This window comes from Streptomyces sp. NPDC054841, from assembly GCF_053611045.1.
In genome coordinates, this window is sequence record NZ_JBSGZO010000026.1 from 24482 (window position 1) to 43040 (window position 18559).

At 71.1% G+C, this 18559-nt stretch carries 20 protein-coding genes; 8 read left to right on the forward strand and 12 right to left on the reverse strand.

Annotation, left to right across the window (positions count from 1 at the left end):
- Positions 1-36: 36 nt before the first annotated feature.
- A complete protein-coding gene (locus ACWGI8_RS06195; protein ID WP_453658930.1) occupies positions 37-1272 on the reverse strand; it encodes a hypothetical protein in 1236 nt (411 codons plus the stop codon).
- A gap of 131 nt (positions 1273-1403) precedes the next feature.
- Here ACWGI8_RS06195 and ACWGI8_RS06200 point away from each other — a divergent pair, with 131 nt between their 5' ends.
- Genes ACWGI8_RS06200 through ACWGI8_RS06210 form a run of 3 tightly spaced genes read left to right on the forward strand, consistent with a single transcriptional unit; the run spans position 1404 to position 4095 of the window.
- A complete protein-coding gene (locus ACWGI8_RS06200; RefSeq protein ID WP_453658931.1) occupies positions 1404-2540 on the forward strand; it encodes a DegT/DnrJ/EryC1/StrS family aminotransferase in 1137 nt (378 codons plus the stop codon).
- A complete protein-coding gene (locus ACWGI8_RS06205) occupies positions 2537-3361 on the forward strand; it encodes a hypothetical protein (RefSeq protein WP_453658932.1) in 825 nt (274 codons plus the stop codon). The genes ACWGI8_RS06200 and ACWGI8_RS06205 overlap by 4 nt, the downstream gene beginning before the upstream one ends.
- Complete coding sequence (locus tag ACWGI8_RS06210; RefSeq protein ID WP_453658933.1) at positions 3361-4095, forward strand: amidohydrolase family protein; 735 nt, start codon at positions 3361-3363, stop codon at positions 4093-4095. Before ACWGI8_RS06205 ends, ACWGI8_RS06210 begins: the two co-directional genes overlap by 1 nt.
- Before the next feature lie 121 nt (positions 4096-4216).
- On the opposite strand, the gene ACWGI8_RS06215 is transcribed toward ACWGI8_RS06210, so the two are convergent.
- On the reverse strand, positions 4217-4621 hold the full coding sequence (locus tag ACWGI8_RS06215) for a DUF3592 domain-containing protein (RefSeq protein WP_453658934.1): 405 nt from the start codon (positions 4619-4621) through the stop codon (positions 4217-4219).
- A gap of 376 nt (positions 4622-4997) precedes the next feature.
- Positions 4998-5963, reverse strand: coding sequence for a dihydrodipicolinate synthase family protein (locus tag ACWGI8_RS06220; protein ID WP_453658935.1), 966 nt, complete (start codon positions 5961-5963; stop codon positions 4998-5000).
- An 82-nt stretch (positions 5964-6045) separates the two neighbouring features.
- On the opposite strand from ACWGI8_RS06220, the gene ACWGI8_RS06225 reads away from it, so the two are divergent.
- Entirely contained in the window at positions 6046-7029 is a 984-nt protein-coding gene (locus ACWGI8_RS06225) for an LLM class flavin-dependent oxidoreductase (RefSeq protein WP_453658936.1), read from the forward strand.
- A 54-nt stretch (positions 7030-7083) separates the two neighbouring features.
- On the opposite strand, the gene ACWGI8_RS06230 is transcribed toward ACWGI8_RS06225, so the two are convergent.
- The 7 genes from ACWGI8_RS06230 to ACWGI8_RS06260 all read right to left on the reverse strand — a co-directional run bounded on the left by ACWGI8_RS06230 (position 7084) and on the right by ACWGI8_RS06260 (position 13823).
- On the reverse strand, positions 7084-8235 hold the full coding sequence (locus ACWGI8_RS06230; protein ID WP_453658937.1) for a DegT/DnrJ/EryC1/StrS family aminotransferase: 1152 nt from the start codon (positions 8233-8235) through the stop codon (positions 7084-7086).
- Positions 8236-8244: 9 nt separating this feature from the next.
- Positions 8245-8997 (reverse strand): amidohydrolase family protein, encoded by a 753-nt coding sequence (locus ACWGI8_RS06235; protein ID WP_453658938.1) that lies wholly within the window; start codon positions 8995-8997, stop codon positions 8245-8247.
- Positions 8994-9716 (reverse strand): amidohydrolase family protein, encoded by a 723-nt coding sequence (locus ACWGI8_RS06240; RefSeq protein WP_453658939.1) that lies wholly within the window; start codon positions 9714-9716, stop codon positions 8994-8996. The genes ACWGI8_RS06235 and ACWGI8_RS06240 overlap by 4 nt, the downstream gene beginning before the upstream one ends.
- The gene (locus ACWGI8_RS06245) at positions 9713-10543 is read right to left on the reverse strand and encodes a carbohydrate ABC transporter permease (protein ID WP_453658940.1); all 831 of its coding nucleotides are present in this window, start codon (positions 10541-10543) and stop codon (positions 9713-9715) included. Before ACWGI8_RS06245 ends, ACWGI8_RS06240 begins: the two co-directional genes overlap by 4 nt.
- Positions 10543-11538 (reverse strand): carbohydrate ABC transporter permease, encoded by a 996-nt coding sequence (locus tag ACWGI8_RS06250; protein WP_453658941.1) that lies wholly within the window; start codon positions 11536-11538, stop codon positions 10543-10545. The genes ACWGI8_RS06245 and ACWGI8_RS06250 overlap by 1 nt, the downstream gene beginning before the upstream one ends.
- Positions 11535-12800 (reverse strand): ABC transporter substrate-binding protein, encoded by a 1266-nt coding sequence (locus tag ACWGI8_RS06255; protein WP_453658942.1) that lies wholly within the window; start codon positions 12798-12800, stop codon positions 11535-11537. The genes ACWGI8_RS06250 and ACWGI8_RS06255 overlap by 4 nt, the downstream gene beginning before the upstream one ends.
- 129 nt (positions 12801-12929) lie before the next feature.
- Positions 12930-13823 carry a DUF2867 domain-containing protein gene (locus ACWGI8_RS06260; protein WP_453658943.1) on the reverse strand — a complete coding sequence of 298 codons (894 nt, stop codon included), beginning with the start codon at positions 13821-13823 and terminating at the stop codon, positions 12930-12932.
- Positions 13824-13878: 55 nt separating this feature from the next.
- On the opposite strand from ACWGI8_RS06260, the gene ACWGI8_RS06265 reads away from it, so the two are divergent.
- Positions 13879-14454, forward strand: a complete 576-nt coding sequence (locus ACWGI8_RS06265) for a TetR/AcrR family transcriptional regulator (protein WP_453658944.1) — start codon at positions 13879-13881, stop codon at positions 14452-14454.
- Between the two features lie 72 nt (positions 14455-14526).
- On the opposite strand, the gene ku is transcribed toward ACWGI8_RS06265, so the two are convergent.
- Positions 14527-15627: a non-homologous end joining protein Ku gene (gene ku / locus ACWGI8_RS06270; RefSeq protein WP_453658945.1), complete on the reverse strand. Its 1101-nt coding sequence runs from the start codon at positions 15625-15627 to the stop codon at positions 14527-14529.
- Positions 15628-15677: 50 nt separating this feature from the next.
- Between ku and ligD the strand changes: the two genes are divergently transcribed.
- Genes ligD through ACWGI8_RS06285 form a run of 3 tightly spaced genes read left to right on the forward strand, consistent with a single transcriptional unit; the run spans position 15678 to position 17975 of the window.
- Positions 15678-16562, forward strand: a complete 885-nt coding sequence (gene ligD, locus ACWGI8_RS06275) for a non-homologous end-joining DNA ligase (RefSeq protein WP_453658946.1) — start codon at positions 15678-15680, stop codon at positions 16560-16562.
- A gap of 32 nt (positions 16563-16594) precedes the next feature.
- Positions 16595-17485, forward strand: a complete 891-nt coding sequence (locus ACWGI8_RS06280; protein WP_453658949.1) for an ATP-dependent DNA ligase — start codon at positions 16595-16597, stop codon at positions 17483-17485.
- A gap of 58 nt (positions 17486-17543) precedes the next feature.
- A complete protein-coding gene (locus ACWGI8_RS06285) occupies positions 17544-17975 on the forward strand; it encodes a nuclear transport factor 2 family protein (protein ID WP_453658947.1) in 432 nt (143 codons plus the stop codon).
- Between the two features lie 158 nt (positions 17976-18133).
- Here ACWGI8_RS06285 and ACWGI8_RS06290 read toward each other — a convergent pair.
- On the reverse strand, positions 18134-18559 hold a 426-nt coding region (locus tag ACWGI8_RS06290), incomplete at its 5' end, for a carbon-nitrogen hydrolase family protein (protein WP_453658948.1).

Below are 18559 nucleotides of genomic sequence, written 5' to 3' on the forward strand. Positions count from 1 at the left end.
CCGTAACTTCCCGTGCGGCGGCCGTCCGCAAACGAGCTACAGCCGGACCCGGTACACGATCGGGGGCCTGCCCGTCTGTCCCTCCTGGCGGCTTCCGGTCGGGACGGCCACGCCCGCCCGTTCCAGCCGCTTGAGTATGCGCCGGGCCGTGCGCTGCTGTACGGAGAGGTGCTCGGCGACGAGATGGGCGGTGAGGCCCTCGCCCCGGTCCGCGGCGGCCAGTTCGCGCAGCCGGTCCAGGGTCTGGGGGTTGAGGCCGACGCGGCGGGCGAGCAGCACCGCGCTCTCGGGCGCGGCGGGCTGTGCCTCCAGGTCGCCGCTGCCGGGGTCGAGGACGATGTCGACGTCGTCGGTCATCGACACCACGGCCGCGGCGGCGCCGACCGACCGTGCCCGGTTCACGGCGCGGCGGGCGAGCGCCTCCGCCTCGGCGGCGGTGCGACCGAGCCCGAAGCCGACGTGCGCGGTGCCGTGCCGGGCGGCGAGGGCGTCGAGGAACGGGATGCGGGTGAACTGCCCGGTCGCCTTCTCCAGCACGCCGCGGGTGGTGACGACCAGCCGCTGCCCGTCCGGGAGATCGGCGAGGCTGCCGCCGAGGATCCGTACGTCCTCCGCCAGCCGGTCGTCCGCGCCCGGCAGGTCGACGATGCCGAGGGCGACCTGTGCGTCCCCGCTGTGCTGTCCGGCGGTGGCCAGGACGAGCGCCTGGAGGGTGGCCAGGATCGAGTGCCGGGACGGGGCGAGCCGTACCGCGTGGGTCTGGTGCTCCAGCACGTGGAACGCCGAGCCGAGGCAGGTGATCGCGACTCTCGACTCCTTGGTGTCCCTCGCGTCGAGGTGGAAGTCGACCAGGTCCTGCGAGGTGAGTCCGGGCCGGTACGGCAGCACCCGCACGTGCTCGGTCGGCAGCTTCGCCTCGGTGAGCGTCTCCAGCACCTCGTCGCGGCGCAGGGTGTCGATGGAGACGCGCGAGACGTCGTGACCGAGCCTGAGCAGTTCGACGAGCGCCCGCAGCAGTGTGGCGCCGCTGTACGGGACGTGCATCGCGGGGCGGTCGAGGATGCCGGCCGCCGTGGCGAGGGTGTGCGGGACCACGCCGGTGAAGAGCAGTGCGTCCGCCGCGGAACGGGCCGCGGTGACGACGTCCGCCGTCTCGTCCTCGTGGCGGTACGGAAGCGGCAGCAGCTGGGCCGCTCCCGCCTGGCCACCGGCCACGGCGACCACCTTGTGGACCAGATCCTCGGGGCCTATCACGCCGACCGTGAGCGGCATGGCCCGGTCTCCGTTCTGCTGGGGGGTTGACGCACGATCAGCTGAGGTTGACGCCCGATTGACGGCCGCTGACGGGAGTTCTACTTTCGGCCCAGGCCATAATCGCGTGCTGCCGAGAGGATAATCCCCCGATGCCGCAACGGGAAATGCCACTGCCCACAGTTCTCGATCCGCGCGGCAGGACCTTCGGCGAGGAGGAACGCGCCGCTGTGCTGCGCGTCCTCGACTCGGCGGTCCTGTGCGGGGCGTTCGGCCGGGAGGCCCGGGCGCTGGAGGCGGAGATGGCCGCGCTGTACCGGCGCTCCGAGGCCGTCTCGTCGAGCTCCGGCACGGCCGCGGTCCATCTCGCGGTCGCCGCGGCCGGCGTCGGCCCCGGTGACGAGGTCATCACCACACCGATCTCGGACTTCGGCACCGTCGCGCCGGTCGTCGCGCAGGGCGGACGGGTGGTGTTCGCGGACGTACGGGCCGAGGACGGGAATCTGGACCCGGACGCGGTGGAGGCGGCGATCACCCCGCGCACCAGGGCGGTGATCGCCGTCCATCTCTTCGGCGGGGCCGCGGACGTCGCCCGGCTGCGGGAGATCTGCGACCGGCACCGGCTGCTGCTGATCGAGGACTGCGCACAGGCGTGGCTGGGCGAGGACCCCGCCGGGCGTCTGCTCGGCACCGTCGGCGACATCGCCTGCTTCAGTCTCCAGCAGTACAAGCACATCACGGCGGGCGACGGCGGGCTCAGCATCACCGACGACCCGGAACTGGCCCGCCGTATGCGGCTGTTCATGGACAAGGGCTGGGACCGCACCGAAGGCCGCATCCACCGCACGATGGGCCTCAACTACCGGATGACGGAGCTCGTCGCGGCGGTCGCCCGCGTCCAGCTGACCCGGGTCGCCGAGGTCGTACGCGTACGACGCGAACGGGCCGAGCGGCTCGCGGCGGCGATCGACGGACGGCTGTCCGGAGCGGCACGGATGCCGTCGCGGGAGCGCCGCGCCGGGCACGCCTGGTGGGTGGTGCCGCTGCTCGTCGACGACAACTCCCGCTGGGCGAAGGGCCTTCAGACGGCGGGCGTCCCGGCTCTCCCCGGCTATCTGGAGCGGCCGCTGTACGCCAATCCGGCACTGTCCGGCCATCCGCCGGGCCTGTGTCCCCGTGCGGAGACACTGATCGACCGTACGCTGCTGGTGCTGCAGTGGAACGAGGCGTACACCGAAGGCGATGTGGACCGGATCGCCCGCGCGCTGTGCGAGGTGGGAGCACCATGAGCACCCTGACAGGCTCTGGGACAGGCCCTGGGACAGGCGCTGGGACAGGCCCTGGCACGACGGCTCGGCACGACTGGCTGCGCGCGTACGACTGGCTGACGCCGGCCCCGCAGGAGCACATCGGCTGGGACGTGGACGTGCTGTACGGGCCATGGCCCCGGCACCACCAGGACACCGGGCTCGCCGAGGTCCGCGAACGGCTCGCCCGCTCCACCGTCGCCGGGGCGCTGGCGCTGTCCACCCGCGGTCCGCTGTTCGACGACGGCGCGGGCAACGAGGAGACGCTGCGCGATCTGGCGGACTGCCCGGAGCTGCTGCCGGTCGGCACGGTCGACGTCCGGGACGCGCTGACCGCCGAGGAACGACTGGACGAGCTGACGGCCGCCGGGGTGCGCTTCCTGCGGCTGTTCACGGTCGACCAGGCCACCGATCCCGGCTTCCCCGGCTACCGGCGCGTGGTGGATCTCGCCCTCGACCGGGGGATGGTGCTGCTCCACGACGGCGACCCGCGCCGCTACGGACCGCCGCTCACGGGCCGCGGCGCCACGGTGATCTTCCTGGATCTGCATGCGTACCTGCTGGCGGACTTCCTGCTGCTGGCCCGCGAGGAGCCGGGCTTCAAGGTCACCACGCGGCTGCTGTCCGGGCCCGACTCCATCGAGCGGGTCGTGGACTCGGTGGGCGTCCGCCATCTCGTCTTCGGCTCCCGCACGCCCTTCATGGACATCTCCCCCCTGACACTGCGGCTGCGGTACGCCGCCATCTCCGCCGACGACCGCGCCGCCATCGCCACCACGAACGTCGAGGAGCTGCTCGCCTGATGCCGATCATCGATGTGCACGCCCATGTGGGGCGCTGGCAGTTCCACCTGACCTGCGGCGACGCGGACACCAATCTGCGGCAGATGGACCGCTACGGCATCGATCTGCAGCTGGTGTCGGCGTCGGAGGCGGTCGTGTACGACGCGGTCGCGGGCAACGCGGCACTGCTGAAGGAACTGGCCTCCCGGCCACGGCTGTACGGCTACGCCGTGGTGAACCCGAACCGGATCGAGGAGAGCGCGGCGGACCTGCGGCGCTGCCTGGACTCCGGGCGGTTCGCCGGGGCGAAGATCCACACCCACTACCCGGGGCGGCTGCCCGGCTCCCGTGAGATGGCCGAGGCGTTCGACGTCGTCGCCGAGGCCGGCGTACCGCTGCTGCTGCACACCTGGGGGCGCGAAGTCACCCTGCTGCCGGATCTGCTGGCGGCCCGGCCGGGACTGCGCGTGATCATGGGCCATGCGGGCGGCGACGCCTGGCGCGAGGCGGCACACGCCGCGGCCGCCTGCGACGGCCTGTACCTGGAGCACTGCCGCACGGCCGCGGACGCGGGCCGGATCGCGTACGCACGCGAGGCCGGGGTGCCGGTGGAGCGGATGCTGTTCGGTACGGACGCGACGCTGATCGACCCGTGCTGGTCGCTGGGCGTGATCCGCGACGCGCAGTTCACGGACGACGAACTGGACCGGGTGCTGTGGCGGAACGCGGCGGAGCTGTTCGACCTGAAGGTCTGACCCCGAAGCTCATTCCGAGCCCCGCTGGGGTCGCCCGCACACACGCCCGCAGAGCGTAAAGGGAGATCGAGACGCAAGGTCCGGGGCGGAGCCCCCGCGCAGGCGCCCCGCCAGAACAAGCTCAGCTTTTGAGCACGATCCACACCCCGACGCCGAGGAAGATCACGCTTCCGGCAAGCATGCTGATGTACATAGGCCGGAGGTGCCTCCGGGTGCACACCCTGGCAATCTCGGGGTGTTCGGGCAGATAGACGACTGGGACATGGGTTCCAAGGTCCAACCCCAGCCCCGTCCCCGTCGCCACGGGCGTGAACCTGACGGGTCGGCCCTGCCGGTCGGTGAATTCGATGACGGGCGTCGAATTATCGTCCGCCGGCGCCAGATACTGGTCCACCACCACCCCTCCGGCGTGGACGCCGTACCGACGCAGCCGCGCTTGCAGCCGCGCCTCCCGCACACCGCCCCACAGGCACAGCAGGCTCGCCAGGCTCGCCAACACGACACAGAACACGTCACGTGCCGTCATCGGTCCCCTTGCTCTCCCTCGCCCGGCGCCACCTGGCACAGGCCGCGTACCAGGATGACGCAGCACCCGGCCCGATGGTTCACGAGGGTGCGCGGGTACACCGGCTCCCCGGGCTTACGTGGTCGTGGCAAGGCCCCACGAAGGGCCGGTAGCCGCCTTCGCCGTCGGGCACGCGACTGCTGCCCCTGATCAGCCTTCACCGAGTCGAGCCGGCCAACGAGTCAGTGCAGTCAACTGACCAGGCACGGCGGCTCGCTGACCCATCGGACACGTCCTAAGGCCAATACCAGTGACTTTGGCGCCCGACGGAGGCCCCGTGGGCGACGTTTCCACACGTCAGAGCTTCGAGTGGCTCGTTAAGTCACTGGCATTGGTCCTAAGGCGCGTCCGGTTCCTTCGCCAGCCGTTCCAGACAGTCCACCACGGCCCGCCGCTCCGCCGACGGCAGCCGCGGCCCGTACGGATCGTGCCCCGCCTCCTCCGGAATCAGCCCCTCCCACACCGCCGCCCACAGCATGCGCTGCACATAGCCCTCGATCGGCGCCAGGAACGTCGCCTCCGCGAAGGCGTCGAGACGGCCCGAGGCACGCACGAACCCTCCGTGGTCACCCGCCCGCCACGCGTCGAGCACCGCAGTCGTCAGCGGCACCCGCGCCGCCGCGATACCGACGAGCGCCGAGTCCGCGCCCCACATCAGTGAGGGCCCGAACATCCGGTCCTCGCCGGTGATGACGAGCTTCCCGCCCGGCCGCGCCGCGCGGATCGCGTCCTGGCAGGCCATCGCCCGGTCGAGGGTGGCGAGTTTGATGCCGGCGGTGGAAGGGAGTGCGAGCAGCCGGCTCACGAGTTCCGGCGGGTACGGGTAGCCACCCGCCTCACCGTGCAGGAAGAACCCGAGCACGGGCAGTCCGCTGGCGGCGGCGACCTCCTCGTGCAGCGCCACCGCCGCGTCGCCGTCGCCGTCCAGCTGCGCCAGCGGATAGACCATGACGGCGTCGGCTCCGCCCTCGGCCGCCTGCACCGCCATCGCCACGGTGGCGTCCACCGCGTCGCGGAGCCCCGCCGCGCGCGCCGATCGTGGCACCCCCGCCCCTGCCACGACCGGTCCGTCGACCACCGCGCGCCACACTTCCAGGACGCGCCGGCGGTCCGCCTCGGAGAGATACAGCCCGCGCCCTGTGTGCGCCCATACGGCGACACCGCCGATGGGGCCCTCGGCGATGCGCTCCGCGTAACCGCGCAGCGCTTCGAAATCCACTACTGCCTGCACGTTCATGGGAGTTGCCACCGCCGGCAGTACGGTGCCGCGCAGCAGGCGCACCAGAAGGTCCGTCGCAGACATGGGCGTTCTCTCCCGTCTGTTGCGGTCGTGGCCGTTACGCTAGCCTTTACGGCCCGGACCGTAAAGGAAGGGCCTCGTCGCGATGGAACAGCGCCACATGCGCCTCGGCCTGTACGTCAACCTCTACGCGGACGAGGCCGACCGGCCGCGGCTCGCCGACGCGGTGGAGCAGGTGCGGCTCGCGGAACAGGCCGGTTTCGCCTGGGTCGTTCTGGGCGAGCGCCATCTGCACCGGCCCGGCTATCACGAGGCGCTCACCTCGCTCGCCTATCTCGCCGCACACACGGACCGGATCGGGCTGGCGACGGCCGGGCTCATCGCGCCCGTCTATCAGCCAGTGTGGCTCGCGGAGACGCTGGCACACATCGACGTGCTGTCGGGCGGGCGGCTCACGGCCGGGTTCGTGCTGGGCTACCGGCCCGAGGAGTTCACGCTGTTCGGCACGGAGCCCAAGGAGCGGGTGCCGCGTTTCGAGGAGTGTCTGGAGCTGCTCACCCGGCTGTGGACCGAGGACGAGGTGACGTACAAGGGCCGCTGGAGCGAGGTGGAGGGCGCGTACCTCTCGCCGCGGCCCGTGCAGACGCCCCGGCCGCGGATCTGGAACGGCGGGCGGGTGCCGGCCGCGCTGGAGCGCACGGCCCGGATGTGCGACGGCTGGACCACGTCGTTCAACGAGACCGACGAGGAACTGCCGGAGAAGATCGGCGCGTACCGGTCGTATCCGCAGGGGCCGCGCTCGCTGGGCGCCGAGGTCATCGTCTGCCGCGAGGGATACGCCGCGGCGACGACGCAGCAGGCGCGGGCGGCCCTGGAGAGGCCGCTGCGGGGTCTGTACGACGCGTACGGCGACTGGAAGCGCACGTCGATGGATGCCGCGCGCTACGCGCAGCAGTGGGACGACATCGTGGCGCGGTCGGTGATCGGTTCGCCCGAGGAGTGCCGGGAACGGATCGGGCGGTACGCACAGATGGGCGCGGACGGGCTGATCCTGCGGGTCCAGCCGCCGGGGATGCCTCAGGCGGACGCGCTGCGGGCGATCGAGGCGTTCGGGGACCTCAACGCCTGAGCGCGACGCCCGAAGTCAACGCCCGATCTCCCCGCTCGAACTCAACGTCCGATCTCAACGTCCGAAGTCGCGCTGGACGGTGAGCGCGGCACGGGCGATGGTCTGCAGCGCAGCATCGTCCGCCATCAGCATGGGCTGCCGGACCCACACGACGGTGTCCTCCGCTGTCTCCGCGACGGGGCAGGGCGCGGCGCTCCGGATGTACGGCATACGGGTCAGCGAGCGGTACCCGGCGTCCAGCGGGACGCCCTCGGCCGCCATCGCCGTCAGGAACGCCGGCTTGGTGTGCCCGCCGAACGCGCGGGGGTCGTAGCGCAGCATCGCCAGATGCCAGGTGTGGCGGGTGGTGCCCGGCGGGGGCGGGATCAGGTCGAGGCCCGGGACCTCGTCGAGGGCCGCTGCCAGGGTGGCCGCACCACGGGCCCGCCGGTCGTTCCAGCCGTCGAGCAGCTCCAGCTGAGGGTGCAGCAAGGCCGCCTGGAACTCCGTCATCCGCAGATTCCAGCCCAGCTCCGGATGCTCGTACCAGCCGCCGTCCAGGCTGCGGCCGACGTTGTGCAGAGCCCAGAGCCGCTCGTACGTGCCGCGGTCGTCGGTGACGACGATGCCGCCCTCCCCCGCGGTCATCGCCTTGCCCGACTGGAAGCTGAAACAGGCGGCGTCCCCGAGGGCGCCCGCCGGCCGCCCGTGCCGGGCCGCGCCGTGCGCCTGTGCGGCGTCCTCGACGACCGCGGGCCCGAGGCCGCGCAGGGCTTCGGTCTCGGCGGGCGCGCCGCCGAGATGCACGGGCATGACGGCCTTGGTGCGCGGCCCGATGAGCCCGCGTACGGCGCGGGGGTCGAGGTGCAGTGTCTCCTCCCGCACATCGGCGACGACCGGCACGGCCCCGGCCAGCACGACGGCGGTGGCACTGGCCACGAACGTGTAGGCGGGCACGATCACCTCGTCGCCGTGTCCGACCCCGAGGGCGCGCAGGGCCAGGAACAGGGCGACGGTCCCGTTGACCGTGCAGACCCCGTGGGCGGCGCCCACGCGCGCGGCGAAGGCTGCGGCGAAGTCCTCCGTCACGGTGCCGCCCGTGGCACCCCAGCGGCCGCTGTCGAGGACCCGGAGCAGTGCCTGCCGCTGCTCGTCGGTGGCGGGTGGCGGCCAGATGGGCCACTCCGGCCCGTTCACCGGCGCGTCCGGCTCATGCGTCCGGCTCATGCGTCCGTCTCATGGGCGAATCCCGTGCAGCAGGGCATCCATCGTGCCGTGCAGGATCTGCTCCCGGTCCTTCTCGTCGAGGTCGGCGAGCAGCACCCGGCCCAGCCCGACGCGCAGATCGAGGAAGACGGCGTCCGAGCCGAAGGCGATGCGGTCCGCGCCGACCTCGGCGACCAGACGGGCGAGGTGGCGGGCCGTCATCCGGGACCCGCAGGTCTCCAGGACCAGGCTGGGGCAGCGGGCGGCGGCTTCGGCGGCCGGGCCGTAGCCCTGCCGGAACAGTCCCGAGTGGCCCATGAGCAGCGGCACGTCCGGGTGGCGCGGCGCCACGGCCGTGAAGTGCCGGGCGTCGGCCCACGGGCTGCCGTGCTGGCTGTGGGCCAGGACGATACGGCCGTGGTCGCCGGCCGCTTCGAAGGCGGGGGTGTAGCCGGGGTGGTCGAGGGCGACTTCGTGGACCTCGGGATGGAGTTTGACGCCGATGACTCCGGGCACGTCGAACAGTTCGCGCAGCCGTGGGGCGGCCTCCCGGTCGTGCGGGTTGTAGACGGCGTATCCGAGGAGCCGGCCGGGGTGGGCGGCGAGGGCCTGCAGCAGGAGGGCGTTCCCGGCTCGGGCGTCGGGGCCCACGGCCAGCAGATGTGAGACGCAGGCGGTGCCGACGCCGCACCGGTCCATCATGGCGACCAGACCGCCGGCGGAGCCGTCGGGGACGGCGAAGGCGTGCCAGCGTCCGATGTGTCCGTGCGCGTCGGTGATCACGGCTCCCCGCCGAGCAGCCGCAGGGCGTTGCCGCCGGCGACGAGGGCCGCGTCGTCGCCGGGCAGATCGAGCGTGTCGAGGAGATGACGGGGGCCGGCGTCGTCCGTGACGGGGGCGCCGGTGCCGAAGAGGACGCGGTGGGCGCCGTACCGCTGCGCGAACCACTCGACCTGACGGTGTCCGGCGAGCGTGGAGGTGTCCACGTACAGCAGTTCGTGCATGTCGAGGAGTTCGGTGAGTTCGCGCAGGCTGCGGTAGCCCGTGCCGGTGAGGACGATCCGCAGCCGGGGCCGGGTGCCGGCCAGCAGATCCACGTCGGCCGCGGTGACGGCCTCCCAGTCGAGCAGCACCGCGACTCCCGCCCGGGACAACGCGGCGGTGAGGCCGAGGGCCTGCGGCCCGGTGGCGGACCAGCCGTGCCGGTCGGGGCAGAGCCGTACGAGCGGGGCCCCGCCGCCCGTCCAGTCGCCGGTGCCCAGCGGCCCGGGGACGAGCACGGGGACGGGCCGCAGCCGCTCGTCGGCGATGAGGTCCAGCGGTGCGTTGCCGTCGCGCGGGTCGCCGTACAGGGCGTGGGAGTGGACGACGCAGGCCGCGTGGATCCTCAGCCGTTCCAGCTCCTTGACGAGGCCGCTCTCGTCACGGCTGGGTACGTCGTCGTGGGGCAGCGGGCCGAGGATCCGGTTGATGTCGACGACGGCGGCCGTGGCGGCGGTCACGACTTGAGCCCGGAGGTCGCGATCGAGTCGGTCAGATACCTCTGGAGCAGTCCGAACACGAGCAGGCAGGGGATGACGGTGATGGTCGCACCGGCCATGATCTGGTTGATCGTCACGTTCTCGCCCTCCAGCGTGGCGAGTCCGACGGTGAGCGTGCGCATCTGCTCCGACTGGCCGATGACCAGCGGCCAGAGGAAGTCGTTCCAGTGCCAGAGGAAGACGAAGACGCCGAGCGTGGCGAGCACGGGCCGGATCAGCGGCACCACGATCGTGGTGTAGATGCGCCACTCCGAGGCCCCGTCGATCTTCGCGGCCTCGAACAGCTCGTCGGGCAACTGCACGATGAACTGCCGCATCAGGAACACGGCCTGGGAGTTGGCGAGCGTCGGCACGATCAGTCCCCAGTACGTGTCCACGCCGCCCAGCTCCGAGACGAGGATGTAGTACGGGATGAGGGTGGCCTGGAACGGCACCATGAGCGTCGCCAGGAACGACCAGAACAGCAGCTCGCGGCCGGGAAAGCGTTTCTTGGCGAAGGCGTATCCGGCCATGGAGGCGAAGAGCAGGATGAGCAGCACCGACACGAGCGAGTAGACCAGCGAGTTGACCGCCCAGCGCGTGATGTCGGCGTTCTCCAGAACGTCGGTGAAGTTGCTCAGCGTCGCCCGGGTGATGTCGAAGGCGCCCGGCAGGGTCTGCCCGCCGGACGGCGCGAACGCCACGAGCACCATGACCGCGAAGGGCGTGACGGTCACGAACGCGACCAGGACCAGCAGGACGGGGAGCCTGAGCCGGGCCGCGGCCTTCTGCGCGGAGGGTGCCGCCATCAGTCCGTGTCCCTTCCGATGAGCCGCCGCTGGATGAGCGAGAAGACGAGGACGACGAGGAAGAGGACCAGGCCGACGGCGCTCGCGTAGCCGAAGTCGAAGAACTTGAAGCCGGAGTCGTAGAGGAAGTAGACGAGCGAGTAGCTGGCGCGCACGGGGCCGCCGGCGGTCATGACGTACATGGCGTCGAAGACCTGGAATGCCTGGATCGCCTCGATGACGAGGACGAAGAAGAGGACGGGCCGCAGCAGCGGCAGGGTGACCCAGCAGAAGCGCTGCCAGCCGCTCGCGCCGTCGATGGTCGCGGCTTCGGTGACCTCGCGGGGGATGGACTGCAGCCCGGCGAGGAGGATCAGCATGGAGTAGCCGAAGCCCTTCCACGCGGAGGCGGCGGCGATGGACGGGAGGACCAGGGACTCGCTGCCGAGGAAGTCGACGGGGCCGAGGTCCAGGACGCCGAGGGTGGCGTTGAGCAGCCCGTCCTCGACCTCGTAGAGCCATTTCCAGATGACCGCGGCCAGCACGATGCTGGTGACGTACGGGAGGAAGAACAGCCCGCGGAAGAAGCCGCGCAGCCACAGGGTGCGATGCAGCAGGACGGCGGTGCCGAGGGCGAGGGCCACGGTCATCGGGACGTAGAGCGCGGTGTAGACGGCGGTGACGCCGAGACTCTCCCAGAACAGGTCGTCTTCCAGGAGGCGGGTGTAGTTCCCGGCCCCGATGAAGGTCCATTCGCCGCTGAGCCGGTAGTCGGTGAGCGACAGGAACGCGGCGCCGAGCGTGGGCCCGAAGCGGAACACGACGAACAGCACGAGCATGGGCGCGACGAACGCGAGGCCGGCGAGGGCCTCGCGCCGCCGTGTGATCCGGCTCCGGGTGGCGGCCGCACCGGACACGCCCTCGCGGGGCGTGCGGGACTTGCCGTTGCGCGGTGCGCCGCCCTCGCCGGGCAGGCCCTCGTCCGGTGCGACCTCGTCGGTGACGATCTTGCTCAACGCTGACGCGCCAGCAGGTCGTCGGCTTCCGCGGCGGCCGCGTCCAGCGCGGCCTTCGGGCTCTTCTTGCCGGTCAGCGCGGCCTGGATCTCCGGACTGATCAGCGCCATCAGCTGGCGGGCTGCCGGGTTGGGCTCACCCGGATAGGTGTGGTTGAGCGCCTCCTGGTACTCCTTGGCGTAGGCGCTGTCGTTGGGGACCGTCACATCCGTACGCGGGGAGAAGAAGCCGCCCGCCTTGCCCATGGACTCGATCTGCGCGGGCCGGGTCATGTACGCGATGAACTTCTCGGCCCCTGTCACGTTCTTGGACCTGGCGTTGATGCCGAGTCCGCCCGGCATGCCGAAGCAGACCTGCTTCTTGGGTCCCGTGAGGGCGGGGCCGACGATCACGTTGCCCTTCCCCCAGGTCTTCTCGGCCAGGGCGGCATCGGCCGGCGTGTTGGTGTAACCCATCGCGACCTGCTGTTTGCCGAGGGCCTGGTCGGTGAAGAGGTTGGCGTTGTTCATCGCGGACTTCGGTACGGCGCCGCCCTTGTAGAGGTCGACGAGGAAGCTGAGCGCCTCGACGCCTTCGGCGCTGTTGAACGCGGCCTTCTTGCCGCTGTCGTCGAAGACCTTGCCGCCCGCCTGCCACAGCAGCGGGTAGAAGCTCATGTTGAGCGAGGCCTCGTTGCTCGCGGAGTAGTCGAGCGTGGTCGCGCCGGCACGCTTCAGCTTGGGTGCTGCGGCCCTGATGGCGTCCCAGGTGGCGGGCGGCTCGGTGATGCCCGCCTCGTCCAGCAGCTTCTTGTTGTACAGCGTGCTGGTGACGGTGTGGTAGATCGGCGCCGCGTAGATCTTTCCGTCCTGGGTCATGGCTTCCAGGGCGGCCGGGCGGAAGGCGCTCTTCGCCTTCTCGATCGCCCGGTCGACGGGCTGGATCGCCCCGTTGGCCTGGTACTGGGGGATCTGGTCGGGGCCGAGCAGGACCACGTCGGGGCCCTTGCCGCTGCCGAAGGCGGTGGCGAGCTTCTGGTCCCTGTTCTCCCAGGGGAGCTGTTCGACGGTGAGATCGACGCCCTTCTCCGCCGCCTCGAAGCCTTTCTCGATGCCGTCCCAGTACGCGGCGTTGGCCTTCGGATCCATGATCACCGGGTACATCCAGACGGTGACCTTCTTCGATCCGGCGCCGCTGTCGCCGTCGCTGCAGCCCGCGGCGGTGAGCGTGGTGAGCGTGAGCAGTGCGAGAGGTACGGTGGCGCGCTTGAACCCTGTCTTCATGGGGGCCTCCGGAAGCCCTGGGGACCTGGGGAAACGAGCGAAGAGTCCGGCAGTTTCGGCCTGGGCCGAAAGTAGCCGGGCTGTTTTGGGCTGTCAATGCTCCCTCAACACCTGCTCCGCACTGGGGTGTTACGGCATCGCCCGAAAGGTGTAATGCCGCTCGGCGGCGGACGGAGCGCCGAGGGCGAGCCTGCGGTGCGTACGGCGCAGCATCAGCCGCGCCATGAAGGGGTGCACGCGCCGGACCAGTGCGAAGTAGAGCCTGCCGCGGAGGTTGTGGGTCTTCACGACGGTGGTGAGGGTGACGTCGCACTCGCCGATGAGGAGTGAGGCGCGGAAGTCGAGATGGCCCGCGTCCTCCCCCATCAGCAGCTCATTGCCCTCGACCGCCTTGACCGCGAAGGGCAGTACGTCGCGCCAGGCGCGCGGGTCGCGGTCCATGCCGGGGCCGAGCGGCAGCTGCCAGGCGTCTTCGAAGTCGGCCCGGTCGAAGGCGTCACGGGCGAGGCGGGCTTCCCCGGGGACGCTCACCGCCTTCGGCCGGACCCCGACGAGCCGGTGCATGAGCCGGACCCACGGGGACCATCGGACGGGCCTGCGCAGTGAGCCGGTGGCCGCGCGCTCGACGTTGTCGAGGAGCTCCTCGACGACGACGTCGTGCATGGGCCGTATCGCCAGCGCCCACACGAGGTATTTCCGGAGTGTCTGCTGTTGCTCGAGGACATGGACGACCCGGCACCGGCCGGGCCCGGCCGGCTCCACATCGACGCGGTGGCAGCCGTTCCCCGGCGGGGTGAAGTCGAAGCGGACGCTGCGGCCCGGCTCGTACGCGCCGACCTTGTACCTGACGAAGCCATGGCCGCCCTCGGCGCCGACGCCGAGCGGGCGGTCGAAGCGCATCGGGGGCCAGGCGGGGGTGGGGAAGAGCGGGTCGTCGTCGGCCGACAGCCGGTCGATCAGGGCGCCGACGACGTCGGCAGGGGCCTGGACGATCCGTTCATGGACGTTCCGTACCGTGCGCATCACACACCTCCATACGGCAGCGTATGTTTCTCCTCCATACGGTACCGTATGGAACATGGCACGACTCACCGCACGGGACTGGGCGGACGCGGCACTTACGGCAATCGGCGAGCGCGGGCTCGCCGCGGTCGCGGTGGAACCGCTCGCGGTGCGACTGGGGACCACCAAGGGCAGCTTCTACTGGCACTTCCGCAACCGGGACGCACTCGTCGAGGCGGCGCTGGAGCGCTGGGAGGAGATCTGCACGGAGGAGATCATCACGCTGGTCGACCGCGAGCCGGACCCGGAGAAGCGGCTCCGCCTGCTCTTCGCGGAGGCGACGGCCGCCGCGGCGGACGACACCCTGGAGGTCTCCCTCCTGGCCACGGCCGACCACCCCCAGGTCGCGGCAGTGCTCCGCCGCGTGACGGACCGGCGCGTCGGCTACCTCACGGCGCTCTTCGAGGAGCTCGGCTTTCCGCCGGATGCGGCCGCCTTCCGCGGTCTCCTCGCGTACACGAGCTACCTCGGGCACACCCAGCTGACGCATGCAGTCCCCGAGACGCTGCCCTCCGGGCCGGACAGGGCGGCGTATCTGGACGCGGTGCTGGACACCTTGCTGCGGCGCGACCAGGGAGTGTCCTCGCAGTAGCGTCGCCCGCAGAGCTCCTGCACGCCGCGGATGCCGGTGGCGTGATGCCGGCGCGCCGGTGCCGCCGGGGCGTCAGGCAGACGCGCGCCCGCGGGAGGTCGTCTTCTTGGCCGCTGTCTTCTTGGCCGTGGACTTGGCGGCGGACTTGGCCGCCGTCGACTTGGCCGCCGTCGACTTGGCCGCCGTCGACTTGGCCGACTTGGCCGCGGCCGTCTTCTTCGCCGTCGACGTCGACTTCTTCGCGCCCGTCTCCTTGGGGGCGGCCTTGGTGGCGCTCTTGGCCGTGGCCGTGGCCTTGGACGGCACCTTGGACGGCGCCTTGGCGGGGGCCTTCTTGGCCGGCGTCTTCTTGCGGGGCTTCAGTTCCGTGACGGCCGCGGCGCCCTCCGCCTCGTCTCCACGCGCTTCCTTCGCCGCGCGGACGCTGCTTTCGAGCGCGGCCATGAGGTCGATGACCTTGCCGCCGCCCGACGGAGCGGGCAGAGGTTCGAGTTCGACGCCTTCCGCCTTCGCGGCGATCATCTCCTCGACCGCCGCCCGGTAGTCGTCGTGCAGCGAGTCGAGGTCGACCTCACCGAGCGTGTTCATCAGGGCGTCCGCCAGGTCGAGTTCGGCGTCGCGGATCGTGACCTCGGTCTCCGGGGCGACCCCTTCCGGCCGGCGGATCTCGTCGGGCCAGAGCAGTCCGTGCATGGCGATCACATCGTCGACGACCCGCAGCATGCCGAGGCGCTCGCGGCCGCGCAGCGCGAACTTGGCGACCGCGACCTTCTTGCTCCGCTTGAGAGCCTCACGCAGCAGCGTGTACGGCTTCGCCGCGGGCACCCCGTTCGCCGAGAGGTAGTACGCCGCGTCCATCTGGAGCGGATCGATCTCCGTGGCCGGTACGAAGGCGACGATGTCGATCGTCTTCGCCGTGGGCAGCGGCAGTGCGGCGAGATCCTCGTCCGTGATCGGGATCATCGTCCCGTCGGCGTCCTCGTACGCCTTGCCGATCTCTGCCGTCGCCACTTCCTCGTCGTCCAGTTCACAGACCTTGCGGTAGCGGATCCGCCCGCCGTCCGTGGTGTGGATCTGCCGGAAGGAGACCGAGCGGCTCTCCGTGGCGTTGACGAGCTTGATCGGGATGCTGACCAGCCCGAAGGAGATCGCGCCGTTCCAGATGGATCGCACGTTTCATCCCTTTCATCAGTTATAGAGATGATTCATGGGATTCTCATCGTATGACGCCCATCACAGAGGTGGAGGGGCGGCGCCTGTCCCTCAGCAATCTGGAGAAGGTCCTCTACCCCGCCACCGGGACCACGAAGGGCGAGGTCCTGCACTACTACGCCATCACCGCAGACGCCCTGCTCGCCCATCTCCAAGGCCGCCCGCTGTCCTTCCTCCGCTACCCGGACGGCCCCGACGGCCAGCTGTTCTTCACCAAGAACCCGCCGCCCGGCACCCCCTCCTGGGTGACGGTCGCCGAGGTGCCGCGCTCCTCGCGCGAGACCGGCGAGCAGGTGGTCGTCCAGGACCTGCCGTCCTTGATGTGGGCGGCGAACCTGGTGGTGGAGTTCCACACCCCGCAGTGGCAGGTGGCCCGGCCGGCCTGGGCGGACCGGATGGTGTTCGACCTCGACCCCGGGCCGCCCGCCACCGTCGTGGAGTGCTGTGAGGTGGCCCTGTGGCTGCGCGAACGGCTGGCCGCCGACGGCCTCGACGCGTACGCCAAGACCTCCGGCTCGAAGGGCCTGCATCTGCTGGTGCCGCTGGAGCCGACCCCGTCGGAGGAGACGTCGGCGTACGCCAAGAGGCTGGCCGTCGAGGCCGAGGCCGAGCTCGGGGGGCAAGTGGTCCACCGGATGGCCCGCGCCCTGCGCCCCGGGAAGGTCTTCGTCGACCACAGCCAGAACGCCGCGGCCAAGACCACCGCCACGCCCTACACCCTGCGCGCGCGGCCCGAACCCACCGTGTCCGCGCCCGTGACCTGGGCCGAGGTCGAAGGCTGCGACTCCCCCGAGGCGCTGGTCTTCCGGCTCGGCGACATCGCGAAGCGGCTCGACCTGTACGGAGATCTCCTCGGGCCCCTGATGGACCCCGCCGCCGCGGGCACGCTGCCATGAGCACCCACGCCATGCGCACGCTGCGGCCCCCGATGAAGGTGGCGCTCGCCGAACCGGTGTCGGCCCTGCCGCGCGGGGAAGGACTGGCGTACGAACCGAAGTTCGACGGCCACCGAATGCTGATCTTCAAGCTGGACGGAGCGGCCGTACTGCAGGCCCGCTCGGGGCGGATCGTCACCGGCGCCTTCCCCGACCTGGCGGAGGCCGCGCAACCGCTGGCCGACGGCACCGTGCTCGACGGCGAGGTGGTGATCTGGACCGGTGGCCGGATCGACTTCGCGGCCGTACAGCGCCGCGCGGCCGCCACGGCGGCACGGGCCGGAATCCTCGCCCGCCGGCTGCCCGCCTCGTACGCCGCCTTCGACCTGCTCGCGGAGGGGGGCGAGGATCTGCGCTCCGCGCCGTACAGCCTGCGCAGGGAGCGGCTGGTCGGGCTGCTCGGGCCGCTGGGGCCGCCGCTCCAGCCGGTGCCGATGACGACGGACCCGGAAACCGCGGCCACCTGGTACGAGACGCTCACGGCGGCCGGGATCGAGGGGCTCGTGGTCAAGCACCTCCGGCAGCCCTACCGGGCCGGCTCCCGCGACTGGCGCAAGCTGCGGCACACGGACGTCCATGACGCCGCCGTGGTCGGCTTCACCGGTCCGGCGGACCGGCCCGCCGCCCTCGTCCTGGTCCTGGCGGACGACGACACCCCGATCGTGTCGAGCCCTCTGCCGCCTGCCCTGCGGGCTCGTGTGGGCGGCGTGCTGGCGGGCCGCGAGCCGGGCACCCCTGCGGGGACGGCGATGGCGATCGGCGTGGGCGAGGTGCCGTACCGCGCGGTCGCACCGGGGCTCCTGGCCGAGGTCGAGCGCGGGACGACGCGACACACGGTGGTGACCGTGCTGAGACTCCGGGACGATTTGATTAATCAAGTTTGACTAGCTCACGTGAAAGGGGTACATTCCTTTCGCTAGTCAAATTTGAAGAGGAGATTGCGTGACCCAGCTGCCCGACACCGGTTACACCCCGACTGCCGATGAACTCGCCGACATCGAGGCGTGGTTCGCCGACTACGACGCGGCCAGTGCGCGCCGTGACATCGAGCGGATGGCCGATCTGGCGGTCTTCCCGCTCAATCTGGTCAGCGACGACTCCGCGGGCGACGGCGCGGCCGCGCAGTGGGACCGCAAGCAGTTCGTCGACACCATGACCCAGGTGATGGGGGACGGCTCCGAGGACATCGGCTTCGAGTCGGTGCGGACGCCCGTCTTCCTCAGCCCGGCCATGGCCGTCGTCTTCACCGACTCGACCATGACGACGGGCGACACCACGCAGCAGCTGCGGTACGCCGACATCCTGATCAAGCGGGACGGGCAGTGGGCGTTCCAGACCATGCTGCAGGGCGGCTGGGGGGACAACCTCGGCTAGGGCCTGTCGTTTGGATCAGGCCGGATCAGTGAGCGGGGTCTGGCGCGTGCAGATGCAAGGCGGAGGAGGGAGCCACTGCGGAGCATTGGCGACTGACGACAACGCAGCAGATGTGCGTGCCAGGGCACGCGAGCCCGGCAAGATCCGAACGACAGGCCCTAGACCCAGCCCTCGTGTGTGGACCCGCGGGCCACGACCTCGGCCCCGGGCGTGACGATCAGCGAGTTGCCGAAGTACAGCACCCCGGCCGGGTCGGCGCCGGTGGCGCCGATGACGTAGACATGGTTGTCGTACGCGCGGGCCCGGCAGGTCAGTTCCCACAGATCCGCCGAGCGCAGCAGCGCCGAGGGCCGGCAGAGGATCTCCGCACCCTGCACCGCCTGGACCCGGCTCAGCTCGGGATAGTCGCCGTCGAAGCAGATGATCATGCCGATCCGGCCGAGTCCGGTGTCCACCACCGTCACCTGGTCGCCCGGTGTCACCCAGCCACCGCGCTCGCGCGGCTCCGGCCCGAACCGATGGGTCTTGCGGTAGACGCCGAGGATCTGCCCGTCCGGCCCGGCGAGCGCCGCGGAGTTGTGGAC